The organism is Citrobacter sp. TBCP-5362, from assembly GCF_005406305.1.
Lineage (GTDB): Bacteria > Pseudomonadota > Gammaproteobacteria > Enterobacterales > Enterobacteriaceae > Citrobacter_B > Citrobacter_B koseri.
The window spans coordinates 1,590,957-1,610,558 of record NZ_CP040234.1 but is presented as its reverse complement, the minus strand read 5'-3'; the positions used below and the strand labels follow the sequence as shown (position 1 = coordinate 1,610,558).

Genomic DNA, 19,602 nt, shown 5'->3' with positions numbered 1-19,602 from the left:
GGATGACGGTGCAAACACCTTATCCGGCCTACCGCTTATCTTATTACGCTTTCTTCTCGTGCTGACGCGCCGCCAGCCCGCGCAGGAAATAACGCAAGAACTGATCGCCGCACTCACGGAAGTTTTTATGCTCCGGGGCGCGCATCATCGCCGTGATTTCCGGCATCGAGACGCGGAATTTTTGCTCCGTCAGAATCGCAAGGATATCGTCGGTTTTCAGCGAGAACGCGATACGCAGCTTTTTCAGCACAATATTATTGTTAACGCGGCGCTCCGGCTCCAGCGCTGGCGCGGACTCATCTTTACCACGCTTTTCGTAAATCAGCCCATTCAGGAAAGCAGAGAGGATGATATCCGGGCAACGTTGAAAGCCCTCTTCCTCTTCTTTACGCAACCAGACAGCAATCTGTTCCGCAGTGGCTTCGGCATTACCCAGCGCCAGAATGCGCACCAGATCGTTATTGTTTGCTTTCAGGATGTAGCGCACGCTACGCAGAATATCGTTACTCAGCATGGGGCCTTCGGGTGTTAATGAGGCAAAAAATCATTTTAGCAGTCTTTTACAGCCCAATCGCCTCTTTTAAACTTTTCAGGTAGCGACGGCTGACAGGAACCGTTAAGCCGTTGCGCAAAATCAGCTCGGCCTGACCATTATCCTCCAGACGAATTTCCTGCAACTGCGCCATATTCACCAGATACTGACGATGGCAGCGCAATAACGGTGTGCGGCTCTCCAGCGTTCGCAGCGTCAATTCGGTAAACCCTTCCTTCCCCTCGCTGCTGGTTACGTACACGCCGCTCATCCGGCTGCTGACAAACGCCACGTCATCCATTTGCAACAGATAAATACGGCTGTGTCCGGTGCAGGGAATGAATTTCAACGCTTGTTGATTTTCCGGCAGTACCGAAACGTCCTGCATGTTTCGTTCCTGTCGCAGACGCGCCAACGTTTTCTCCAGCCGCTTCTCTTCAATGGGCTTAAGCAGATAGTCAAAAGCGTGCTCTTCAAACGCTTTAATGGCGTATTCGTCAAAAGCGGTCAGAAAAACAATGTACGGTCGATGTTCTGGATCGAGCATCCCGACCATTTCCAGCCCGCTGATGCGCGGCATCTGGATGTCGAGAAACAGCACGTCCGGGTGCAGCTTATGCACCGCGCCAATCGCCTCTACCGCATTCGAGCACTCACCCACAATCTCAATATCACTTTGTTCCTGTAACAGAATCCGCAGATTTTCCCGCGCTAACGGCTCATCATCCACAATCAGCACTTTAATCATGCGTTTTCCTCCAGGGGAAGTCGTAAGGTTATCCGGGTAAAGAGATCGGGTTCGCAGGCCACGTTGATGCCGTAATCATCGCCAAAGCGTTCGCGCAGCCGCTTATCCACCAGATTCATCCCCAGGCCGCTGGCATTGGTCGTGGGCTGGTACAATCCGGCGTTATCCTCAATGTCCAGCATCAGGTGCTGCCCGTCCTGTCTGGCCGTAATGGAGACTTCGCCAGTGCCGAGCAGTTGCGACGTGCCGTGCTTAATGGCGTTTTCCACAATCGGTTGCAGAGTGAACGCGGGCAGTTGCTGGTGCGAAAGTTCCTCCGGCACGTTTAAATTCACCTGCAACCGCGCCTGGAAGCGCGCCTTCTCAATTTGCAAATAGGCATTCACATGCTCAATTTCATCGGCAAGGGTCACAATTTCCGAGGGGCGCTTTAAGTTCTTGCGAAAGAAGGTCGAGAGATACTGCACCAGTTGGCTGGCCTGTTCGCTGTCGCGGCGTACCACCGCTTTAATGGTGTTAAGCGCGTTAAACAGGAAATGAGGATTCACCTGCGCATGCAAAAGTTTAATTTCCGACTGTGTGAGCAGCGCTTTCTGGCGTTCATACTGCCCGGCCAGAATCTGCGCCGACAGCAGTTGCGCAATCCCCTCGCCCAGCGTTCGGTTGATGGAGCTAAAGAGCCGGTTTTTGGCTTCATACAGTTTGATGGTGCCCATCACGCGTTGGTTTTCGCCGCGCAGCGGAATCACCAGCGTTGAGCCTAATTTGCACTGCGGATGCAACGAGCAGCGGTAAGGCACTTCGTTACCATCGGCATACACCACTTCGCCGGTCTCAATCGCTTTCAGCGTGTAGCTTGATGAAATAGGTTTCCCCGGCAGGTGGTGATCGTCGCCAATGCCGGTAAATGCCAGCAGTTTATCGCGATCGGTGATCGCCACTGCGCCGATGTCCAGTTCCTGATACAACACCTGGGCCACCTTCATGCTGTTCACTTCGTTAAAGCCCTGACGGAGGATACCCTCCGTGGAGGCCGCCACTTTCAGCGCGGTGGCGGAAAACGCCGAAGTGTATTTTTCAAACATGGCGCGTTTGTCGAGCAAAATGCGCATAAACAGCGCCGCCCCGACGGTGTTAGTCACCATCATGGGCGCGGCAATACTGCTTACCAGATGCAACGCATCTTCAAAAGGTCGGGCGATCAACAAAATGATCAGCATTTGCACCAGTTCAGCGACGAAGGTAATCGCCCCGGCCGTTAACGGGCTGAAGACTTTATCGGTGCGCCCGCGACGGATCAGCACGCTATGCACCAGGCCGCCTAACAACCCTTCAACAATGGTGGAGATCATGCAGCTCAGCGCCGTCATCCCGCCCATCGAATAACGGTGTAAACCGCCGGTGAGTCCGACCAGGCCGCCGACCACAGGCCCGCCCAGCAAGCCGCCCATCACGGCGCCAATCGCACGGGTATTGGCAATGGAATCTTCGATGTGCAACCCAAACCAGGTGCCCATAATGCAGAAAATAGAGAAGACGATATAACAGAGAAATTTATGCGGCAGGCGAACGGTAACCTGCATTAACGGGATGAATAAACGTGTTTTACTCATTAACCACGCAATGACCAGAAACACGCACATCTGCTGAAGCAGCAGCAACACCAGATTAAACTCGTACATACCCGCAAACCACACATCTCTTAAAAACGCGTAACATACATTGGCTGCGCTTATCTTTCTTTGAACTGTTGCAAAAAAACATGAATTCGTGAGAACGATCACTCAAAAGCGCACGTCAGGCCACAATCTCACCCGCGCACTGATTAAAAAACAGACAAAACTACCTGGTTCGTAAAAGAGCGTCTAAAGTAAAACTGGGATCTCGCGAGCAAGGGTGAAACGATGGCGCTTTACACAATAGGTGAAGTGGCTTTGCTTTGTGATATCAACCCTGTCACGTTACGTGCGTGGCAGAGGCGTTACGGATTATTAAAGCCCCAGCGAACAGACGGGGGGCACCGCCTGTTTAATGACGCCGATATCGACAGGATTCGGGAGATTAAACGCTGGATTGATAACGGCGTGCAGGTCAGTAAGGTCAAAGTGCTGCTCAGCAACGATAACATCGATGTACAAAACGGCTGGCGCGAACAGCAGGAGACGTTGCTGCACTATTTGCAAAGCAACAATCTGCATAGCCTCAGGCTATGGATTAAAGAACGTGGGCAGGATTACCCCGCCCAGACGCTCACCACGCACCTGTTTACTCCTCTGCGACGACGCTTACAGTGCCAGCAACCCACTCTCCAGGCGCTGCTCGGCATCCTTGACGGCATCTTGATCAATTACATTGCGATTTGTCTTGCCTCCGCGCGCAAAAAACAGGGGAAAGACGCGCTGGTGGTCGGCTGGAATATTCACGATACCACCCGGCTGTGGCTGGAAGGCTGGGTCGCCAGCCAGCAAGGATGGCGCGTCGATGTGCTGGCTCACTCGCTGAACCAGCTTCGCCCGGAGCTGTTTGACGGCAGGACGCTGCTTATCTGGTGCGGCGAGACGCAGACGCCCGCGCAGCAGCAGCAACTCAATGCCTGGCGCGCGCAGGGGCACGATATTTACCCGCTGGGCCTGTAGCCTTACCAGATGACAGCACCAATGCGTGATCAGACATTCTGCGCATTTAATGATTCATTAACAAACGTGCTTTACGGTACAATCCTTTTGTTAACATAAGGAGTGCACAATGCGCGCAGCTAAAATCGGTGTGATTACCCTCTTCCTGCTGATGGCTATCGGCGGTATCGGCGGCGTGATGCTCGCTGGCTATACGTTTATTTTACGTGCCGGTTAAGGCGCAGCACCAGACGCTCGAACAGGCGATCGACAATGATCGCCGCCAGCGCGACCAGTAAAGCCCCCTGAATCACATAGGCGGTGTTAAAGCCGCTCAGCCCGATGATAATTGGCGTGCCGAGCGTGCTGGCGCCCACCGTCGAGGCGATCGTCGCAGTCCCAATATTGATGATCACCGAGGTGCGAATCCCCGCCAGAATCACCGGCGCGGCCAGCGGCAGTTCGACTTTCCACAGCTGCTGTCCCCGGCTCATTCCCATCCCGCACGCCACGCTCATGACGCTGGCGGGAATCGCCCCCAGCCCGGCGAGCGTGGCCTGCAATATCGGCAAAACCCCGTAGAGGATCAGCGCGATAATGGCTGGCTCCTGACCAAACCCCATCACCGGAACGGCTATCGCCAGCACCGCGACCGGCGGAAAGGTCTGCCCGACGGCGGCGATGGTTTCCACCAGCGGGCGAAACTCTGCCCCCCATGAGCGAGTGACCGCAATCCCCGCCCCGACGCCAACCGCCACAGCAATCAGGCTTGATACGCCCACCAGCCAGAAATGGGCCAGCGCCAGCGCCATAAAGCTTTCTTGCTGGTAAACCGGTCGTGGCAGCTGCGGAAACAGCGCGCCAAACACCGCCTGGCTGTATGGCAGCCCCGCAAGCAGCGCCAGAAAAGCGACAATAAGCCAGAGCAGCGGATCAGACAGTCGTTTCACCGGGCAGCGCCTCCGAAAGCAGATCGCGAAAATGGAGCGTCCCGCAGGGAGTGCCCTGCTGATCCACCACCGGCAATACGTCGCACCCTCGCGCCACAAAGACAGACAGCGCATCGCGCAGCGTCATCTCTTCCGCCAGCGCGTCACCGCCCACTTGCTCATGGCGACGCACATAATCCCCCACGCTGCGCAGCGACAGCAGCCGCACGCCCAGTTCGCTGCGCCCAAAAAACGCCTGCACAAAATCATTCGCCGGCGCGGTCAGCATTTCCAGCGGCGTGCCCTGCTGTACCACTTCGCCGCCATCCATCAGCACCAGATGCTCCGCCAGACGCAGCGCCTCGTCGATATCGTGCGTCACCAGCACGATGGTGCGGCCAAGCAGCCGGTGAATACGGGTCATCTCCTGCTGAAGCGCCCCGCGCGTCACCGGGTCCAGCGCGCCAAACGGCTCATCCATCAGCAATACCTGCGGATCGGCAGCCAGCGCGCGGGCCACCCCAACGCGCTGCTGTTGCCCGCCAGAGAGCTGGTGCGGATAACGGTGACGCAAATTCACGTCCAGCCCCAGCAGCGCCATCAGTTCTTCCGTGCGGTCATCAATACGCGAGCGCGACCACTTTTGCAGTTGCGGTACGGTGGCAATGTTTTGCGCCACCGTCCAGTGCGGGAAAAGGCCGATCGACTGGATGGCGTACCCCATGCGACGACGCAGTTCCAGCACCGGCAAGCTGCGGATCTCTTCCCCGGCAAAACGGATCACCCCGCTGTCATGCTCCACCAGGCGGTTAATCATCTTCAGCGTGGTGGATTTTCCCGACCCCGATGTGCCAATCAGCACTGAAAAGCTGCCTTCGCGAAAATGCAGATTGAGGTCGTTGACGGCCTTCTGCGCACCGAAGGTTTTGCTGACATGGCTAAATTCAATCATCATTCGTTACCTTCAGGAGTGCGATCCATAAATCAAACAGCGCGTCGATCAGCACGGCCAGCGCAATGACCGGGATCACCCCCAGCAGAACCAGATCAACGGCGCTGCTGAGCAGTCCCTGAAAGACCAGGGCGCCAAACCCTCCCGCCCCAATCAGGGCGGCGATGACCGCCATCCCCACCGTTTGCACCATGACCACGCGCAGGCTGCGTAAAAAAACCGGCAACGCCAGCGGCAGTTGTACATGGATAAAGCGTTGAGAAGCGCTCATCCCCATCGCCCGCGCGCTTTCCAGCACGTCTCGCGGCACCTGGTTAAGCCCGGCAACCACGCCGCGCACCAGCGGCAGTAACGCATAGAGCACCAGCGCAATCAGGGCGGGTGTTAACCCGGTTCCCGCCACGCCAAGCGTTCCCAGCCAGGGCCACGCCTTCACCAGCCCGGCAAGCGGGGCAATCAGCAGGCCAAACAGCGCAACGGAAGGGATGGTCTGGATAACATTCAGAACGGCAAAGACCGGCCCCTGCCGCGCCGTTGCAAACGAGCACCAGATGCCCAGCGGTACGCCAATCAGCAACGCGGGCAACACGGTTCCCGCCAGCAGCGTCAGGTGCTGAACCAGCGCATTATCAAAAATATCCTGCCGGTTCGCGTACTCTTTGAGTAAAGAGAGATCGTTGAATGAGCCGGTGAGCAGCAGCGCCAGCGGTAAGAGCGCAATTTGCGCATGCAGAAGCCAGCGCCAGAGCGGTTGGGTGGTGATACGGCGAATGGCATCGCTACAGGCCAGCAGGGTAAGCCCAAGACCCAGCCACAGGCCGCTCCCCAGGCTGGTGCGCGCCAGCGGGCTGCCGGCCTGCGCCAGATGCGTTGCCGCTTTCCCCACGCTCCAGAGCATAGCGATCACCAGCGCCTGCGCCAGCACAAGCGTCAGCACGCTGCCCTTTTTTCCAGGGACAAAGCACAACACCAGCAATGCACACCCGGCGCCCGCCAGCAGAGAAACCGAACCCGGCCAGATATCCCAGATCTGACGCCCCGCCCCTGACACCAGGCGATTGGGGGCGTAATTGACGAAAGGCAGCGCGGCGGCAACCCCCGTCAGGATCACCAACAGCAGCAACACACGGTTAAGACTGACTTTTGACACCTTACTGACCTGATACAAAATGTGTTACTTCACCCAGCCTTTTTGCTTCAGGTAATCTGCCGCGACTTTTTTCGCATCCAGCCCTTCAACGGCGATACTGGCATTCAACTGTTGCAACGTTTTTTCATCCAGGCTGGCAAAGACCGGCTGCAACCATTCCGCCATCTGCGGATATTCTTTTAGCACCGACTCACGAACCACCGGAGCAGGCGCATAGATAGGCTGGACGCCTTGCGGATCGCTCAGTGTTTGCAGCCCCAGCGCCGCGACCGGGCCATCGGTGCCATAGGCCATTGCCGCGTTTACGCCGGACGTTTGCTGAGCGGCCGCTTTAATGGTCACCGCCGTATCGCCGCCAGCCAGCGACAGCAACTGGTTCTGATTCAGTTTAAAATCGTAGGCTTTTTCAAAGGCAGGCAGCGCATCGGCGCGTTCAATAAACTCGGCAGAGGCGGCCAGCTTGAACGTTCCGCCCTCTTTCAGATAGCGTCCGAGATCCGCAAGCGAAACCAGTTTATTATTTTCCGCAACATCCTGGCGCACCGCAATCGTCCAGGTATTGTTTGCAGGCGCTGGCGTTAACCAGACCAGCTTGTTCTGCTCAGCATCCAGTTTTTTGACTTTTTCAAACCCCGCCTGTGCATTTTTCCATGCCGGATCGTTTTCGTCTTTAAAGAAGAATGCGCCGTTTCCGGTATATTCCGGGTAAATATCCAGCTCGCCGGAGGTAATCGCGCCGCGTACTACCGGGGTTGTACCCAGTTGCACTTTATTCACCGTTTTAACGCCGTGGCTTTCCAGCACCTGTAAAATCAGGTTGCCAAGCAAGGCGCCTTCCGTATCGATTTTTGATCCGACCGTTACGGGTGATGCGGCCTGCAACGGCAGACTGACCGCCGCTAACAGCAGCAGCGCCCCCGCCCCTGTTTTTGAAATTGTCATGCTGCTTTCCTCATTCTTTTACATCCCTTTTCAGAGACTTGAGGAAAAAGCATAGTTGAAAAATAGCAGAGCGACAAAAGGCAGGGGCAATTCGCAGGCCGGATAAGCGCAAGCGCCATCCGGCAATCAGGCGCACCGGTGCCGGATAGCGACGCTAACGCGTCTTATCCGGCCTACGGAGCTGACAGGCATGGCGCGTGGCTACAGCAGTTCAAACTCGCCCTGCTTCACACGGGCGGAATCAACGCCAATAAAGACGTTAAACTTGCCGGGCTCCGCGTCATACTTCATGCGCTGGTTCCAGAATTTCAGCGCCTCAATATCAATCGGGAAGCTAACGGTCTGCGTTTCTCCCGGTTTCAGCGTTACCTTCTCAAAGCCTTTCAGCTGTTTTACCGGACGACTCATCGATGCCGTGACATCCTGCAAATACATCTGGATTACCGTCGCCCCCTCGCGCTTGCCGGTATTCGTCACCCGCACGCTGGCCGTTACCGCGCCATCGCGCTTCATGGTGGGCGCAGAGAGCGTCACATCGGAAACGGTAAACGTGGTGTAGCTCAGACCATAACCAAACGGATACAGCGGGCCATTCGCCTCGTCAAAGTAGCGGGAGGTGTACTTGTTCGGCTTGTCGGCGTTATACGGACGACCGGTGTTGAGATGGCTGTAGTAAACCGGGATCTGCCCGACAGAGCGCGGGAAGGACATCGGCAGTTTACCCGACGGGTTATAGTCGCCGAACAGAACGTCAGCAATGGCGTTACCGCCTTCCGTACCGGCAAACCAGGTTTCCAGAATGGCGTCAGCCTGCTGATCTTCTTTCACCAGCGCCAGCGGACGACCGTTCATCAGCACCAGCACCAACGGTTTACCCGTCGCCTTCAACGCCGCGATCAGATCGCGCTGGCTTTGCGGGATCTGAATGTCGGTGCGGCTGGAAGCCTCATGCGCCATACCCTGCGCTTCCCCGACAACGGCCACAACCACATCGGACTGTTTCGCGGCATTAACGGCCTCGTCAATCATCGCTTCTGGCGAACGAGGGTCTACTTTCACCGCCTCCTCATACTGATTGAGGAAATCAACAATGCCTTTGTCATTAGTGACATTCGCCCCTTTGGCGTATATCACTTTGCCTTTGTCGCCCAGCGCGTTTTTAATCCCCGTCAGCACCGTAACGGACTGGCTGGCGACGCCAGCGGCAGACCAGCTTCCCATCACATCACGCTGACTGTCGGCCAGCGGCCCCACCACCGCAATGGTGCCGGATTTATTCAACGGCAGCGTTTCCAGACGGTTCTTCAGCAGCACCAGACTTTCGCGCGCAACGTCGCGCGCGTCTTTGCGATGCAGGCGGCTCTCGGCGTTCGTGTCCTGCGGATCGGACTCTTTTGCGCCCAGGTGGCTGTACGGATCGTTAAACAACCCCATGTCATATTTCACGTTCAGCACATGGCGCGCGGCATCGTCCAGTTCCGCCATCGTTACTTTGCCTGATTTGACCAGCCCCGGCAGGTATTTGCTGTAATACTCATCGCTCATACTCATGTTGATGCCGGACTTGAGCGCCACGCGCACCGCGTCTTCCGGGTCGGATGCCGTGCCGTGTTTAATCAGCTCTTTGATCGCGCCGTGATCGGAAACGGTGATGCCTTTAAAGCCCCACTCGTCGCGCAGCACCTCTTTCAACAGCCATGAATCTGACGTCGCAGGCGTGCCGTTCAGTGAGTTGAGCGCCACCATCACCGCGCCGCTGCCCGCGTCCAGCCCGGCTTTATACGGCGGCATATAGTCGTTGAACAGGCGCTGCGGGCTCATATCGACGGTGTTGTATTCCTTCCCGCCCTCAACCGCGCCATAGGCGGCGAAATGTTTCACGCTGGTCATCACCGAATAGCGATCCGCCGGGCTTTTGCCCTGCATCGCCTCGACCATCGTTTTGCCCATAATCGCCGTCAGATACGTATCTTCACCAAAGCCTTCCGACGCGCGTCCCCAGCGCGGATCGCGGGACACATCCACCATCGGCGCCCAGGTCATGTTCAGGCCATCGTCAGCCGCCTCATACGCCGAGACGCGACCCACGGTTTTTACCGCCTCCAGATTAAACGAGGAGGCCAGGCCGAGGCTGATAGGGAAAACGGTACGCTGCCCGTGCAGCACGTCATAGGCGAAAAAGAGAGGGATTTTCAGGCGGCTCAGTTCCATCACCTGATCCTGCATTTTTCGGATATCCTGGCGGGTGACGGTGTTAAAAATCGCCCCGACCTGCCCGTTTTTGATCATCTCCCGGATGGCTTCTTTCGGGTTGTCGGGCCCAACGCTTATCAAACGCAGCTGACCGATTTTCTCATCAACGGTCATTTTCGTGAGCAATTCAGTGACAAACGCATCCCGAGCTTCAGGCGTCAGCGGATGGTTGCCAGACAACGCTTCCGCCAGCGCTGGCTGCAACGCAAGGCTTACCGCAACACCTACAGAACATAGCCATTTCATCTTGATTCTCTCTTTTTCTTTAGCCCGACGTGGCAGCAAAAATATAACAAAAACCGCAGTTTGCCATAAGCCTAATCGGGAGAGGAGAAGAAAGCTAAGGTTATTCTCTGATTTTTTTAACGTCCCCTGCGCAGGGAGGAGGATCAGGAATACGCTAAGCCAGCACCGAGACAAGTTGCATGAGAAAGCGTATTGTCATACAAAGCGCTATGCTTAGTTCCGATAGTTTGTCCCACCACAAGGAGTGGAGAATGTCTTCCATTACAACGACAGATAATAAAGCCTTTCTTAATGAGCTCACCCGTCTGGTGGGTCATTCGCACCTGCTCACCGATCCTGCAAAAACCGCCCGCTACCGCAAGGGGTTCCGTTCCGGTCAGGGCGAAGCGCTGGCCGTGGTCTTCCCCGGCTCGCTGCTGGAATTGTGGCGCGTACTGAACGCCTGCGTAAACGCCGATAAAATCATTCTGATGCAGGCCGCCAATACCGGCCTGACTGAAGGTTCCACGCCGAACGGCAACGATTACGATCGCGAAATTGTCATCATCAGCACGCTACGCCTCGACAAGCTGCACGTCCTCAGTAAAGGCGAACAGGTGCTGGCATACCCTGGCACCACGCTGTACTCACTGGAAAAAGCGCTTAAACCTTTTGGTCGCGAACCGCACTCGGTTATCGGTTCCTCCTGTATCGGTGCGTCAGTTATTGGCGGCATCTGCAATAACTCCGGCGGGTCGCTGGTACAACGTGGCCCGGCGTATACCGAAATGTCGCTGTTTGCGCGCATTGATGAACAGGGTAAATTACAGCTGGTGAACCACCTGGGCATCGAACTGGGCCAGACCCCGGAACAGATCCTCAGCACACTCGATGATGAACGCATCAAAGATGAAGATGTGCGCCACGATGGCCGCCACGCCCACGATTACGATTACGTGACTCGCGTCAGGGACATTGAGGCCGATACCCCTGCCCGCTATAACGCTGACCCGGATCGCCTGTTCGAATCCTCCGGCTGCGCGGGTAAGCTGGCGGTGTTCGCCGTGCGGCTGGACACTTTCGAGGCGGAAAAAAACCAGCAGGTCTTTTACATCGGCACCAATCAGCCCGACGTGCTGACCGAGATTCGTCGTCATATCCTGGCGAAGTTCGACAACCTGCCGGTTGCCGGTGAATATATGCACCGCGATATTTACGACATCGCGGAGAAATATGGCAAAGATACGTTCCTGATGATCGACAAGCTCGGCACCGACAAAATGCCGTTCTTCTTTACGCTCAAAGGCCGTACCGACGCGATGCTGGAAAAGGTAAAAATCTTCCGCCCGCATTTCACCGACCGCGCGATGCAGAAGTTCGGCCATTTATTCCCTAACCATCTGCCGCCGCGCATGAAAAGCTGGCGCGACAAATATGAACATCATCTGCTGTTAAAAATGGCGGGAGACGGAGTGGCGGAAGCGCAAAGCTGGCTGACCGAGTTTTTCAAAACCGCCGAGGGCGATTTCTTTGCCTGTACCCCGGAGGAAGGCAGCAAAGCGTTCCTGCACCGTTTTGCCGCGGCAGGCGCGGCAATCCGTTATCAGGCGGTGCATGCCGATGAGGTGGAGGATATTCTCGCACTGGATATCGCCTTACGGCGTAACGACACCGAATGGTATGAGCATCTGCCGCCGGAAATTGACAGCCAGCTGGTGCATAAACTCTATTACGGTCATTTCATGTGCTATGTCTTCCATCAGGATTACATCGTGAAGAAAGGCGTCGATGCCCATGCGCTGAAAGAGCAAATGCTGGAACTGCTGCGCCAGCGCGGCGCGCAATATCCGGCAGAGCATAACGTTGGGCATTTGTACAAAGCGCCGGAGACGCTGGCGCGTTTTTATCGTGAAAATGACCCCACCAACAGCATGAATCCGGGTATTGGTAAAACAAGTAAGCTGAAATTCTGGAAAGAAGCGGCGTCCGACGAGACGCATTGATTTCTCGTATTTACAGCGATGGAGCTGTTTTAAATATCGTGCCGGATGGCGGCGCAAGCGCCTTATCCGGCCTACAAACTGTAGGCCGGATAAGGCATATATCAAAAAATTCAATCGTTTTGCGCGGTCTGCTCGCCTGCTGCGGCCATCTGCGCGGCTTTCTGCTTTTTGTAACTCAACGCGGCGGCCGGAACGGGCATCGCTTTGCCGGTTTCAATCCAGGTGCGTAAACGGCTGGCATCGGCAAAATGGGTATATTTGCCAAAGGCATCCATCACCACTAACGCCACCGGTTTGTTGTTGATCATCGTGCGCATCACCAGGCAATGACCGGCAGCGTTGGTAAACCCGGTCTTGGTCAACTGAATATTCCAGTTATCGCGGTACACCAGGTGATTCGTATTGCGAAACGGCAAGGTGTACGCCGGGTTTGCAAAGGTCGCCATATCCTCACGCGTGGTGCTTAACTGACCAATCAGCGGGTACTGCTTGCTGGCAATCAACAGTTTCGTCAGGTCACGGGCGGTCGATACGTTATGAATCGACAGTCCCGTCGGCTCCACAAAACGGGTGTGGGTCATGCCCAACGCTTTGGCTTTAGCATTCATCGCTTTAATAAAAGCGTTATAGCCCCCCGGATAATGATGCGCCAGGCTTGCCGCCGCCCGGTTTTCCGAAGACATCAGCGCCAGCAGCAACATATTTTTACGGCTGATTTCACTGTTCAGACGCACGCGTGAGTAAACGCCTTTCATTTCCGGCGTCTGGCTGATATCGACTTTCAGTTTTTCATCCAGCGGCAGTCGCGCATCAAGCACCACCATCGCCGTCATTAATTTGGTGATCGACGCAATCGGACGCACAAGATCCGGGTGGTTCGAATAGATCACTTTGTTGGTGTTCAGATCAACAATCATCGCGCTTCCAGAAGCAATTTCCGGTTGAGACGCTACGGCGGCAGCCGCGGTTTTCGCCACAGCGTGTGGCGCAAAAGGGACAGCCAGCATCAGGGCAAGGCTAAATAATGAAACTCGGAATTTCAGCATGATGAGATTTCTGATAATGATTCACGCACGTAGAACGTACACCGCCTGAGCCAGGATTTTACTCAAGCTAGCTCCGGCATCATAGCGACCCGACAGCGTTGTCGCCATAAGAGAATCGTCACGAAATGCTGCATGCTGGCTTTTACACCCGTCTCTTCCCTGTTTCGGGGCGCAGGCGCGCTGCTATTGTCCATTTATCGCCCTCCTGCGACCCGAATTCTTTTCATATCTCAGAATAACCGGTATCCATATCCCCACAGGATCACCGTCATCGCCAGCAGCACTTCCAGTACCAGCACGCCGATAGCCAGCGTCGAACTGGAAAAGCTCAGACCTTCCTCTTTACTGATATTCAGGAATGTCGGGATGCCGAGATACAGCAGATAGCCGGTATAAAACAGTGCGACAGTACCGACTAACGCACAGAGCCACACCAGCGGATAAAGCGCCACCAGACCACTTAAAAACAGCGGCGTTGCAACATACCCGGCAAAGACCATACAGTGTCCCAGGGAAGGCCGTTGCGGGTAGTTGCGCGCCATCCACCAGATGACCCGCCCCATCACGGCAACCCCAGCCAGCATCATGCCGTAAAACAGAACCGCGAACGCCAGCCCCGTAAACAGAGACAAGCGCAGCACATTGCCATCACCAAAATTCCAGCCAATTTGCGTGGTGCCGATAAAGGCGCAAATCACCGGGATCGCCGCCATCAGCAGCACATGGTGAGTATAGTGATGCGACACCGTTTCGTTTTCGCTTTTGATCACGCGCATTTCACGATCGGGATGGGAAAATAGCCCCCAGACATGGTTCATACCGCCCCCCTGCTTGTCAGCTCTGGATCTCAACACTTCAAGTATAATTCAGCTTTCGATTATTTTATGTACAGCGCATAAAAACCGATGCGCTAACGTCGCGCCTTTTCCGGCCATAAACATTGATAGGGTGTATGCTAAAGGCGGGAGGTCGTTTTCACGTATGGATATCAACAGTCTTATCACGCATTACGGTTACGCCGCGCTGATTATTGGCAGTATGGCGGAAGGCGAGACCATCACCCTGTTAGGCGGCGTGGCAGCCCATCAGGGATTGCTTAAATTCCCTCTGGTGGTGCTCTCTGTCGCACTCGGCGGCATGATTGGCGATCAGGTGCTCTATTTGTTGGGTCGTCGCTATGGCGGCAAAATTTTGCGGCGCTTTTCCCGACATCGCGCCAAAATTCATCTGGCGCAGAAAATGATCCAGCGCCGCCCGTACCTGTTTGTGATCGGTTCCCGATTTATGTACGGCTTTCGCATTATTGGGCCGCTATTGATTGGCGCCAGCCATCTGCCGCCTAAAATCTTTCTGCCGCTGAATATTCTGGGAGCGATGATCTGGGCTTTGCTGTTTACCACCCTGGGCTATATTGGCGGCGAGGTGATCGCGCCGTGGCTGCACAGTTTCGACCAGCATATAAAGCATGTGATTTGGCTGGCGCTGGTGGTTGGGCTGGTTTTTGGCGCTCGCTGGTGGTTAAAACGGCGCAATAAGCCTGATGCGCCGTAGCGCTTCACGCCGGATGGCGGCGTGAACGCCTTATTTGGCCTGCATTAAAGCGCCATCCGGCACGACGCTCAAAGATGATAACCGCCGCCCAGCGCGCTGGTGAGCTGGATGGACGCATCCAGCCATTGCCCTTGCAAAATCAGGCCGTTGCAATGTTCCCGCAGCGCCGGGATCTTCGCCTGGCTGACGCGGGAGCCCGCAATAATTCCGGCATTAAACCGCGCCTGTGCCAGACCAACCACCCGCTGTGCGTCATGCTCAATCTGCCGTTGGTGCTGATTTTTTTCAGCCATCGTTTCAACCTGACTGGCGGCGCGCGCCACATCATTCACCGCATCCACCACCGCTTTGTTGTAATTCGCGACAGAGAGATTATTTTGCGCTTTCGCGATATCAAGACTGGCGTTCAGCCTGCCGCTGTCAAAGATCGGCAGCGTCAGCCCGGCGGTGACGCCCATCTGCTGTGCGGAATGGCGAAACAGATCGCTCAGGTGCAGGGCGTCCTGTTGCAAAAACGCCATCAGGTTGATATCGGGATAAAACGCTGCTTTTGCGGCGTCAACGCTGCCTAAAGAGGACTCAATGTACCAGTGCGCCGCCTGTAAATCGGGTCGGCGAGCCAGAAGTTCATAGCTCAACTGAGCGGGCAACTGGCTTTCAGTCACTGGCAGAGCAACCGTATGCAGGGTCAGCGAGGCCGATTGCGCATTGGTCAGCGCACTCAGACGCGCCTCAATAATCTTCATTTTACCGGCCACATCATTTAGCTGCTGCTGCGTTTTACCGGCATCAATATCGGTTTCCCCCCCTTCGACCGAGGAGGTAATACCGTTTTGATACAGCTGGCGATCAACCGTAATGACGTTTTGCTGTTCATGTTCGATTTGCGTCAGCACCGCTTTAAGCGCCACCTGCGTCTGCCATTCCCAGTATAAACGCGCGACGCCGCTTGCCAGCAGTTGCCGGGTTTGCGCCTGTTCCGCTTCACGCGCTTTCACTACGCCGATTCTCGCGCTGACTTCAGCCCGATTCTTGCCCCAGAGATCCAGATCCCAACCGGCGGTTAAGCCGAACGTCCCGTTGGTGTACCACGGCCCGGTGGTTCCCGCCGCCGGATCGGTGATGGCAAACGGCCCCATCAACCCTTCCGCAGACATTTTCTGGCGCTCAACATCCGCAGAGAAATCCAGCCGGGGGCCATCCTGCGCTTCAACCGCCTTCGCCTGCGCCTCGGCGAGTTGTATACGCTGTTCAGCCACCTGCATATCAGGAGAATGCTGTAATGCGTTGTCAATTAAGGCATCAAGCTGGGGATCGTGGTACGCCTTCCACCACTGGCTGTCCGGCCAACCGTTTTTTATTGCCGTCGGTAATGGTGAATCAACCTGTGCAGCAGGCGTTTGTCGCGTCAGCGACTGGCGGGTATCGTGCATCGGCGCGCAACCCGCCAGCAGCGTAAAAAGAGACAGGCACACCGTTGTGGCCAGGAGAGAATCGCGGTTCATGGAGACGTTCTGGTAAGAAAAGGTGCGCAGAGATTACGTGGTGTTGCGTCCTGTTTTTTAGTTACGCGTGGCAATACATCTTTGGAAAAGGAAAAATATAATTAGAAAATTATAATTGAAACAGATGATTATGGTTAAAGCATTTCATGAAATGATATTTACCCTTTGCGTAATTCCCTGTCGAACCGCTGACCGCTGCCGGATGGCGACGTACCGTCTTATCCGGCCTACACAGACTGTGTAGGCCTGATAAGCGAAGCGCCATCAGGCACGCGGCCAGATAAGGCGATTTAAATATCAATGGACTGAATGGCGCGAGCAATATCAGGGGAATTATTAAGCGCTCGGATTTCCTGAAATAGCGCGGTGGCTTCCGTATATTCCTTACGCAAATACCCCAGCCACTGCTTAATACGCGCGACATGATACAGCCCGGTATCCCCCTGCTTTTCCAGCCGGGTGTATTTTTGCAGCAGTAAAACCACTTCCGGCCAGGGCATACGCGGTTCGTTATATTTCACCACGCGGCTGAGATTCGGGATATTTAACGCTCCACGTCCCATCATCACCGCGTCGCAGCCGCTGACCGCCACACACTCTTGCGCGCTCTGCCAGTCCCAGATTTCACCATTGGCGATAACCGGAATAGTGAGTCGCTGGCGGATCTCGCCAATCGCCTGCCAGTCAATATGTTCGGCTTTATAACCCTGCTCTTTGGTGCGCCCATGCACGACAAGCTCTGTCGCCCCTGCCTGCTGGACGGCATCGGCAATTTCAAATTTTCTTTCGCCGCTGTCCCAGCCCAGACGCACCTTCACCGTGACCGGTAAATGCGCAGGCACGGCTTCGCGCATCGCTTTTGCCCCCTGATAGATAAGCTCAGGATCTTTGAGCAACGTCGCCCCGCCTCCGCTGCCGTTCACCATTTTAGACGGACAGCCGCAGTTTAAATCCACGCCGTATGAGCCCAGCTCCACCGCGCGGGCGGCGTTTTCCGCCAGCCACTGCGGGTATTGCCCCAGCAGTTGAATACGCACGACTGTGCCGGACGCCGTGCGGCTGGCATTGTGCAGTTCCGGGCAGATGCGATGAAACACTTTTACCGGCAGAAGCTGATCCACCACGCGCAAAAACTCCGTGATGCACAGATCGTAATCATTAACCTCGGTCAGTAGCTCGCGCACCAGAGAGTCGAGCACGCCTTCCATCGGCGCCAGTAAAACACGCATAGCATTTCGTTACCTGCAAAAAAAGAGGCGCTATGGTAGCGCCTCTGTGGTGCGGTTTAAAGTCTCTCAGCGCGGCTCAAGGCAGTTATCTTCCTTCCAGCCATACAGCCACTCAATGCCGCGATAAAACTCCTGCTGGGATTTGCCTTTCCACAGCAGATTACGCACCTGTCGCTCCACGCCTGCGGCATGGTAGACGCGCCCCATCTCGCGGGTTGACCAGACAATTCGCGCCGTGCGGGGAATACGCACCGACTCATACAACGCAAAGGCCTGCTGCGCATCGCCATGACAACGCTCCAGCGCTTTACCCAGCGTAACGGCATCTTCCAGCGCCATGCAGGCGCCCTGCGCCATATATTGCGCAACCGGGTGCGCGGCGTCGCCCACCAGCGTGATGCGGTCGGTTCCCCATTTCTCTACCGGTTCCCGGTCAGCGGTCGCCCAACGGCGCCAGGAGGTGGGTTTGTCGAGCATTTGACGCGGACGCGGGTGAATCCCGGCAAAATAAGAGAGCACCTCTTCTTTGCTTCCGTCTTTCACGCCCCACTCCTCCTGCTGACGGCTATGGAACGTCACCACCAGATTGTACTGTTTCCCGCCGCGCAACGGATAATGCACCAGATGGCAGTGCGGCCCGGCCCACAGTACCGGCGCGTTGATGCGCAAATCTTCCGGCATGTCGTCGCACTCCACCACGGCCCGGTACACCACATGCCCGGTCACGCGCGGCGTATCGCCAAGTAGACTCTGGCGCACGACCGATTTCACACCATCGCAGCCCAGCAGAATATCTGCCGTCCAGCTATTCCCCTGCTCGTCAAACACCGTTACATCATCCGGCGTCTGGCGGATATCGACAATATTCGTTGAAGTCCGGTACTCCACGCCCGGATGGGTCAGCGCCGCTTCCCAGACGGTGGCATGAATATCCACCCGGTGAATCACGGCATACGGGCCGCCAAAATGGTCGCGAAAGGCCTGGCCGGTTTCAATGCGCACGACCTCTTCGGCATTCACGGCGTCCATCATCGTAATATGATCGGTAAAGACCGCGCGCTGGCGAGCCACTTCGCCAACGCCGAGGCTGTCCAGCGCGGAAAACGCATTCGGCCCGAGCTGAATCCCCGCCCCAATCTCACCAATTTCATGAGCCTTTTCCAGCAGCATCACTTTAATGCCCTGGCGCGCCAGCGACAGCGCGGTCGCTGCGCCGCCAATACCGCCACCCACGATAATTGCGCTTGTCACTTTAGCCATTGTCGTTCTCCTTATCAGGCTGAAATTTTGTCTTGTTGATTTTCGGGGGCAGCGGCGATAAAGGCCGGAAGCCGGGTGCAGGCGTCATAAACCGCCTTGCAGCGCGGATAACCGCTCAGGTCGCATCCCATTCGCAGCGCATTGGCCCATTGTGGAATCAGGCAGCAATCCGCCAGCGTGGGCGCATCCCCCACGCAAAACTGCCCGGACTGCCCCTGGCGCAACAGCTGTTCCACCGCGCTAAGCCCTTGTTGCACCCAGTGGGCGTACCAGCGTTTCTTGTCTTCTTCGCCGATCTTCAGCTCGTCAGTCAGGTAGCGCAGTACGCGCAGGTTGTTCACCGGGTGAATATCACAGGCAATGGCATAGACAATTTCCAGCGCCTGGCTGCGCGCCGGATCGACCTGCGGCAGCAACGGCGTCTTCGGGAAGTGGCGATCCAGCCAGTCGATGATTGCCAGCGATTGCCCGAGAGATTCACCGTCATCAGTCACCAGCGTCGGCACCAGCCCGATCGGGTTCATCCGTCGGTAGCTCAGCGCATTCTGCTGGCCGATACGAATGTTGACGCCCACCGTCTCATAATCGATGCCTTTTAATGCCAGCGCGATACGCACGCGATAAGACGCCGAGCTATTAAAAAAACTGTACAGCTTCATCAT

General features: G+C 56.0%; 18 protein-coding genes. 4 read left to right on the top strand and 14 right to left on the bottom strand.

The genetic code is table 11. The annotated features are described in order from the left end of the window. Nucleotides 1-43 precede the first annotated feature (43 nt). From FD428_RS07750 to FD428_RS07740, 3 genes are read right to left on the bottom strand one after another with little or no spacing between them, the layout of a single operon-like run. On the bottom strand, nucleotides 44-514 hold the full coding sequence (locus tag FD428_RS07750) for a DUF1456 family protein (protein ID WP_012131648.1): 471 nt from the start codon (nucleotides 512-514) through the stop codon (nucleotides 44-46). A gap of 46 nt (nucleotides 515-560) precedes the next feature. Beyond that, nucleotides 561-1,280: a two-component system response regulator BtsR gene (gene btsR, locus FD428_RS07745; RefSeq protein WP_012131647.1), complete on the bottom strand. Its 720-nt coding sequence runs from the start codon at nucleotides 1,278-1,280 to the stop codon at nucleotides 561-563. Then, entirely contained in the window at nucleotides 1,277-2,962 is a 1,686-nt protein-coding gene (locus FD428_RS07740) for a sensor histidine kinase (protein WP_012131646.1), read from the bottom strand. Before FD428_RS07740 ends, btsR begins: the two co-directional genes overlap by 4 nt. Before the next feature lie 222 nt (nucleotides 2,963-3,184). Here FD428_RS07740 and mlrA point away from each other — a divergent pair, with 222 nt between their 5' ends. Both mlrA and FD428_RS07730 read left to right on the top strand, forming a co-directional pair. Further along, nucleotides 3,185-3,916: an HTH-type transcriptional regulator MlrA gene (gene mlrA / locus FD428_RS07735; RefSeq protein WP_012131645.1), complete on the top strand. Its 732-nt coding sequence runs from the start codon at nucleotides 3,185-3,187 to the stop codon at nucleotides 3,914-3,916. 109 nt (nucleotides 3,917-4,025) lie between these two features. Next, nucleotides 4,026-4,133, top strand: a complete 108-nt coding sequence (locus FD428_RS07730; protein WP_047462533.1) for a protein YohO — start codon at nucleotides 4,026-4,028, stop codon at nucleotides 4,131-4,133. Here the strand turns inward: FD428_RS07730 and FD428_RS07725 are convergent. The 5 genes from FD428_RS07725 to bglX form a co-directional block, all read right to left on the bottom strand. Then, nucleotides 4,114-4,845, bottom strand: a complete 732-nt coding sequence (locus FD428_RS07725) for an ABC transporter permease (protein WP_114848213.1) — start codon at nucleotides 4,843-4,845, stop codon at nucleotides 4,114-4,116. The two genes, FD428_RS07730 and FD428_RS07725, sit on opposite strands and share 20 nt — an antisense overlap. Beyond that, nucleotides 4,829-5,776, bottom strand: coding sequence for an ABC transporter ATP-binding protein (locus FD428_RS07720; protein WP_024130184.1), 948 nt, complete (start codon nucleotides 5,774-5,776; stop codon nucleotides 4,829-4,831). Before FD428_RS07720 ends, FD428_RS07725 begins: the two co-directional genes overlap by 17 nt. Further along, nucleotides 5,769-6,926 carry an ABC transporter permease gene (locus tag FD428_RS07715; RefSeq protein WP_114848214.1) on the bottom strand — a complete coding sequence of 386 codons (1,158 nt, stop codon included), beginning with the start codon at nucleotides 6,924-6,926 and terminating at the stop codon, nucleotides 5,769-5,771. The genes FD428_RS07720 and FD428_RS07715 overlap by 8 nt, the downstream gene beginning before the upstream one ends. 24 nt (nucleotides 6,927-6,950) lie before the next feature. Next, complete coding sequence (locus tag FD428_RS07710) at nucleotides 6,951-7,868, bottom strand: ABC transporter substrate-binding protein (RefSeq protein WP_114848215.1); 918 nt, start codon at nucleotides 7,866-7,868, stop codon at nucleotides 6,951-6,953. Nucleotides 7,869-8,069: 201 nt separating this feature from the next. Further along, the gene (bglX, locus tag FD428_RS07705) at nucleotides 8,070-10,367 is read right to left on the bottom strand and encodes a beta-glucosidase BglX (RefSeq protein ID WP_047462528.1); all 2,298 of its coding nucleotides are present in this window, start codon (nucleotides 10,365-10,367) and stop codon (nucleotides 8,070-8,072) included. 251 nt (nucleotides 10,368-10,618) lie between these two features. Here bglX and dld point away from each other — a divergent pair, with 251 nt between their 5' ends. Then, on the top strand, nucleotides 10,619-12,349 hold the full coding sequence (dld, locus tag FD428_RS07695) for a D-lactate dehydrogenase (protein ID WP_024130181.1): 1,731 nt from the start codon (nucleotides 10,619-10,621) through the stop codon (nucleotides 12,347-12,349). 110 nt (nucleotides 12,350-12,459) lie between these two features. Here dld and pbpG read toward each other — a convergent pair whose 3' ends face one another. After that, nucleotides 12,460-13,395 (bottom strand): D-alanyl-D-alanine endopeptidase, encoded by a 936-nt coding sequence (gene pbpG, locus FD428_RS07690; protein ID WP_012131638.1) that lies wholly within the window; start codon nucleotides 13,393-13,395, stop codon nucleotides 12,460-12,462. A gap of 230 nt (nucleotides 13,396-13,625) precedes the next feature. Next, the gene (locus FD428_RS07685; RefSeq protein ID WP_012131637.1) at nucleotides 13,626-14,213 is read right to left on the bottom strand and encodes a Yip1 family protein; all 588 of its coding nucleotides are present in this window, start codon (nucleotides 14,211-14,213) and stop codon (nucleotides 13,626-13,628) included. Between the two features lie 163 nt (nucleotides 14,214-14,376). Here FD428_RS07685 and FD428_RS07680 point away from each other — a divergent pair, with 163 nt between their 5' ends. Next, nucleotides 14,377-14,946 (top strand): DedA family protein, encoded by a 570-nt coding sequence (locus FD428_RS07680; RefSeq protein ID WP_049011492.1) that lies wholly within the window; start codon nucleotides 14,377-14,379, stop codon nucleotides 14,944-14,946. Between the two features lie 68 nt (nucleotides 14,947-15,014). Here the strand turns inward: FD428_RS07680 and mdtQ are convergent, their stop codons facing one another. From mdtQ to maiA, 4 genes are all read right to left on the bottom strand, one after another. Next, nucleotides 15,015-16,451 (bottom strand): multidrug resistance outer membrane protein MdtQ, encoded by a 1,437-nt coding sequence (gene mdtQ, locus FD428_RS07675; protein WP_114848217.1) that lies wholly within the window; start codon nucleotides 16,449-16,451, stop codon nucleotides 15,015-15,017. A gap of 290 nt (nucleotides 16,452-16,741) precedes the next feature. Continuing rightward, complete coding sequence (gene dusC, locus FD428_RS07670) at nucleotides 16,742-17,680, bottom strand: tRNA dihydrouridine(16) synthase DusC (protein WP_114848218.1); 939 nt, start codon at nucleotides 17,678-17,680, stop codon at nucleotides 16,742-16,744. Between the two features lie 66 nt (nucleotides 17,681-17,746). Continuing rightward, nucleotides 17,747-18,940, bottom strand: coding sequence for a 3-hydroxybenzoate 6-monooxygenase (locus FD428_RS07665; RefSeq protein ID WP_012131632.1), 1,194 nt, complete (start codon nucleotides 18,938-18,940; stop codon nucleotides 17,747-17,749). 14 nt (nucleotides 18,941-18,954) lie between these two features. Continuing rightward, on the bottom strand, nucleotides 18,955-19,599 hold the full coding sequence (gene maiA / locus FD428_RS07660) for a maleylacetoacetate isomerase (RefSeq protein WP_114848219.1): 645 nt from the start codon (nucleotides 19,597-19,599) through the stop codon (nucleotides 18,955-18,957). Between the last annotated feature and the right edge of the window lie 3 nt (nucleotides 19,600-19,602).

What these genes read in the sequence shown, in the direction of transcription:
- FD428_RS07750 (WP_012131648.1), bottom strand. Translation starts at nt 514, where the DNA reads ATGCTGAGTAACGATATTCTGCGTAGCGTGCGCTACATCCTGAAAGCA.
- btsR (WP_012131647.1), bottom strand. Translation starts at nt 1,280, where the DNA reads ATGATTAAAGTGCTGATTGTGGATGATGAGCCGTTAGCGCGGGAAAAT.
- FD428_RS07740 (WP_012131646.1), bottom strand. Translation starts at nt 2,962, where the DNA reads ATGTACGAGTTTAATCTGGTGTTGCTGCTGCTTCAGCAGATGTGCGTG.
- mlrA (WP_012131645.1), top strand. Translation starts at nt 3,185, where the DNA reads ATGGCGCTTTACACAATAGGTGAAGTGGCTTTGCTTTGTGATATCAAC.
- FD428_RS07730 (WP_047462533.1), top strand. Translation starts at nt 4,026, where the DNA reads ATGCGCGCAGCTAAAATCGGTGTGATTACCCTCTTCCTGCTGATGGCT.
- FD428_RS07720 (WP_024130184.1), bottom strand. Translation starts at nt 5,776, where the DNA reads ATGATTGAATTTAGCCATGTCAGCAAAACCTTCGGTGCGCAGAAGGCC.
- FD428_RS07710 (WP_114848215.1), bottom strand. Translation starts at nt 7,868, where the DNA reads ATGACAATTTCAAAAACAGGGGCGGGGGCGCTGCTGCTGTTAGCGGCG.
- bglX (WP_047462528.1), bottom strand. Translation starts at nt 10,367, where the DNA reads ATGAAATGGCTATGTTCTGTAGGTGTTGCGGTAAGCCTTGCGTTGCAG.
- dld (WP_024130181.1), top strand. Translation starts at nt 10,619, where the DNA reads ATGTCTTCCATTACAACGACAGATAATAAAGCCTTTCTTAATGAGCTC.
- pbpG (WP_012131638.1), bottom strand. Translation starts at nt 13,395, where the DNA reads ATGCTGAAATTCCGAGTTTCATTATTTAGCCTTGCCCTGATGCTGGCT.
- FD428_RS07685 (WP_012131637.1), bottom strand. Translation starts at nt 14,213, where the DNA reads ATGAACCATGTCTGGGGGCTATTTTCCCATCCCGATCGTGAAATGCGC.
- FD428_RS07680 (WP_049011492.1), top strand. Translation starts at nt 14,377, where the DNA reads ATGGATATCAACAGTCTTATCACGCATTACGGTTACGCCGCGCTGATT.
- mdtQ (WP_114848217.1), bottom strand. Translation starts at nt 16,451, where the DNA reads ATGAACCGCGATTCTCTCCTGGCCACAACGGTGTGCCTGTCTCTTTTT.
- dusC (WP_114848218.1), bottom strand. Translation starts at nt 17,680, where the DNA reads ATGCGTGTTTTACTGGCGCCGATGGAAGGCGTGCTCGACTCTCTGGTG.
- FD428_RS07665 (WP_012131632.1), bottom strand. Translation starts at nt 18,940, where the DNA reads ATGGCTAAAGTGACAAGCGCAATTATCGTGGGTGGCGGTATTGGCGGC.
- maiA (WP_114848219.1), bottom strand. Translation starts at nt 19,599, where the DNA reads ATGAAGCTGTACAGTTTTTTTAATAGCTCGGCGTCTTATCGCGTGCGT.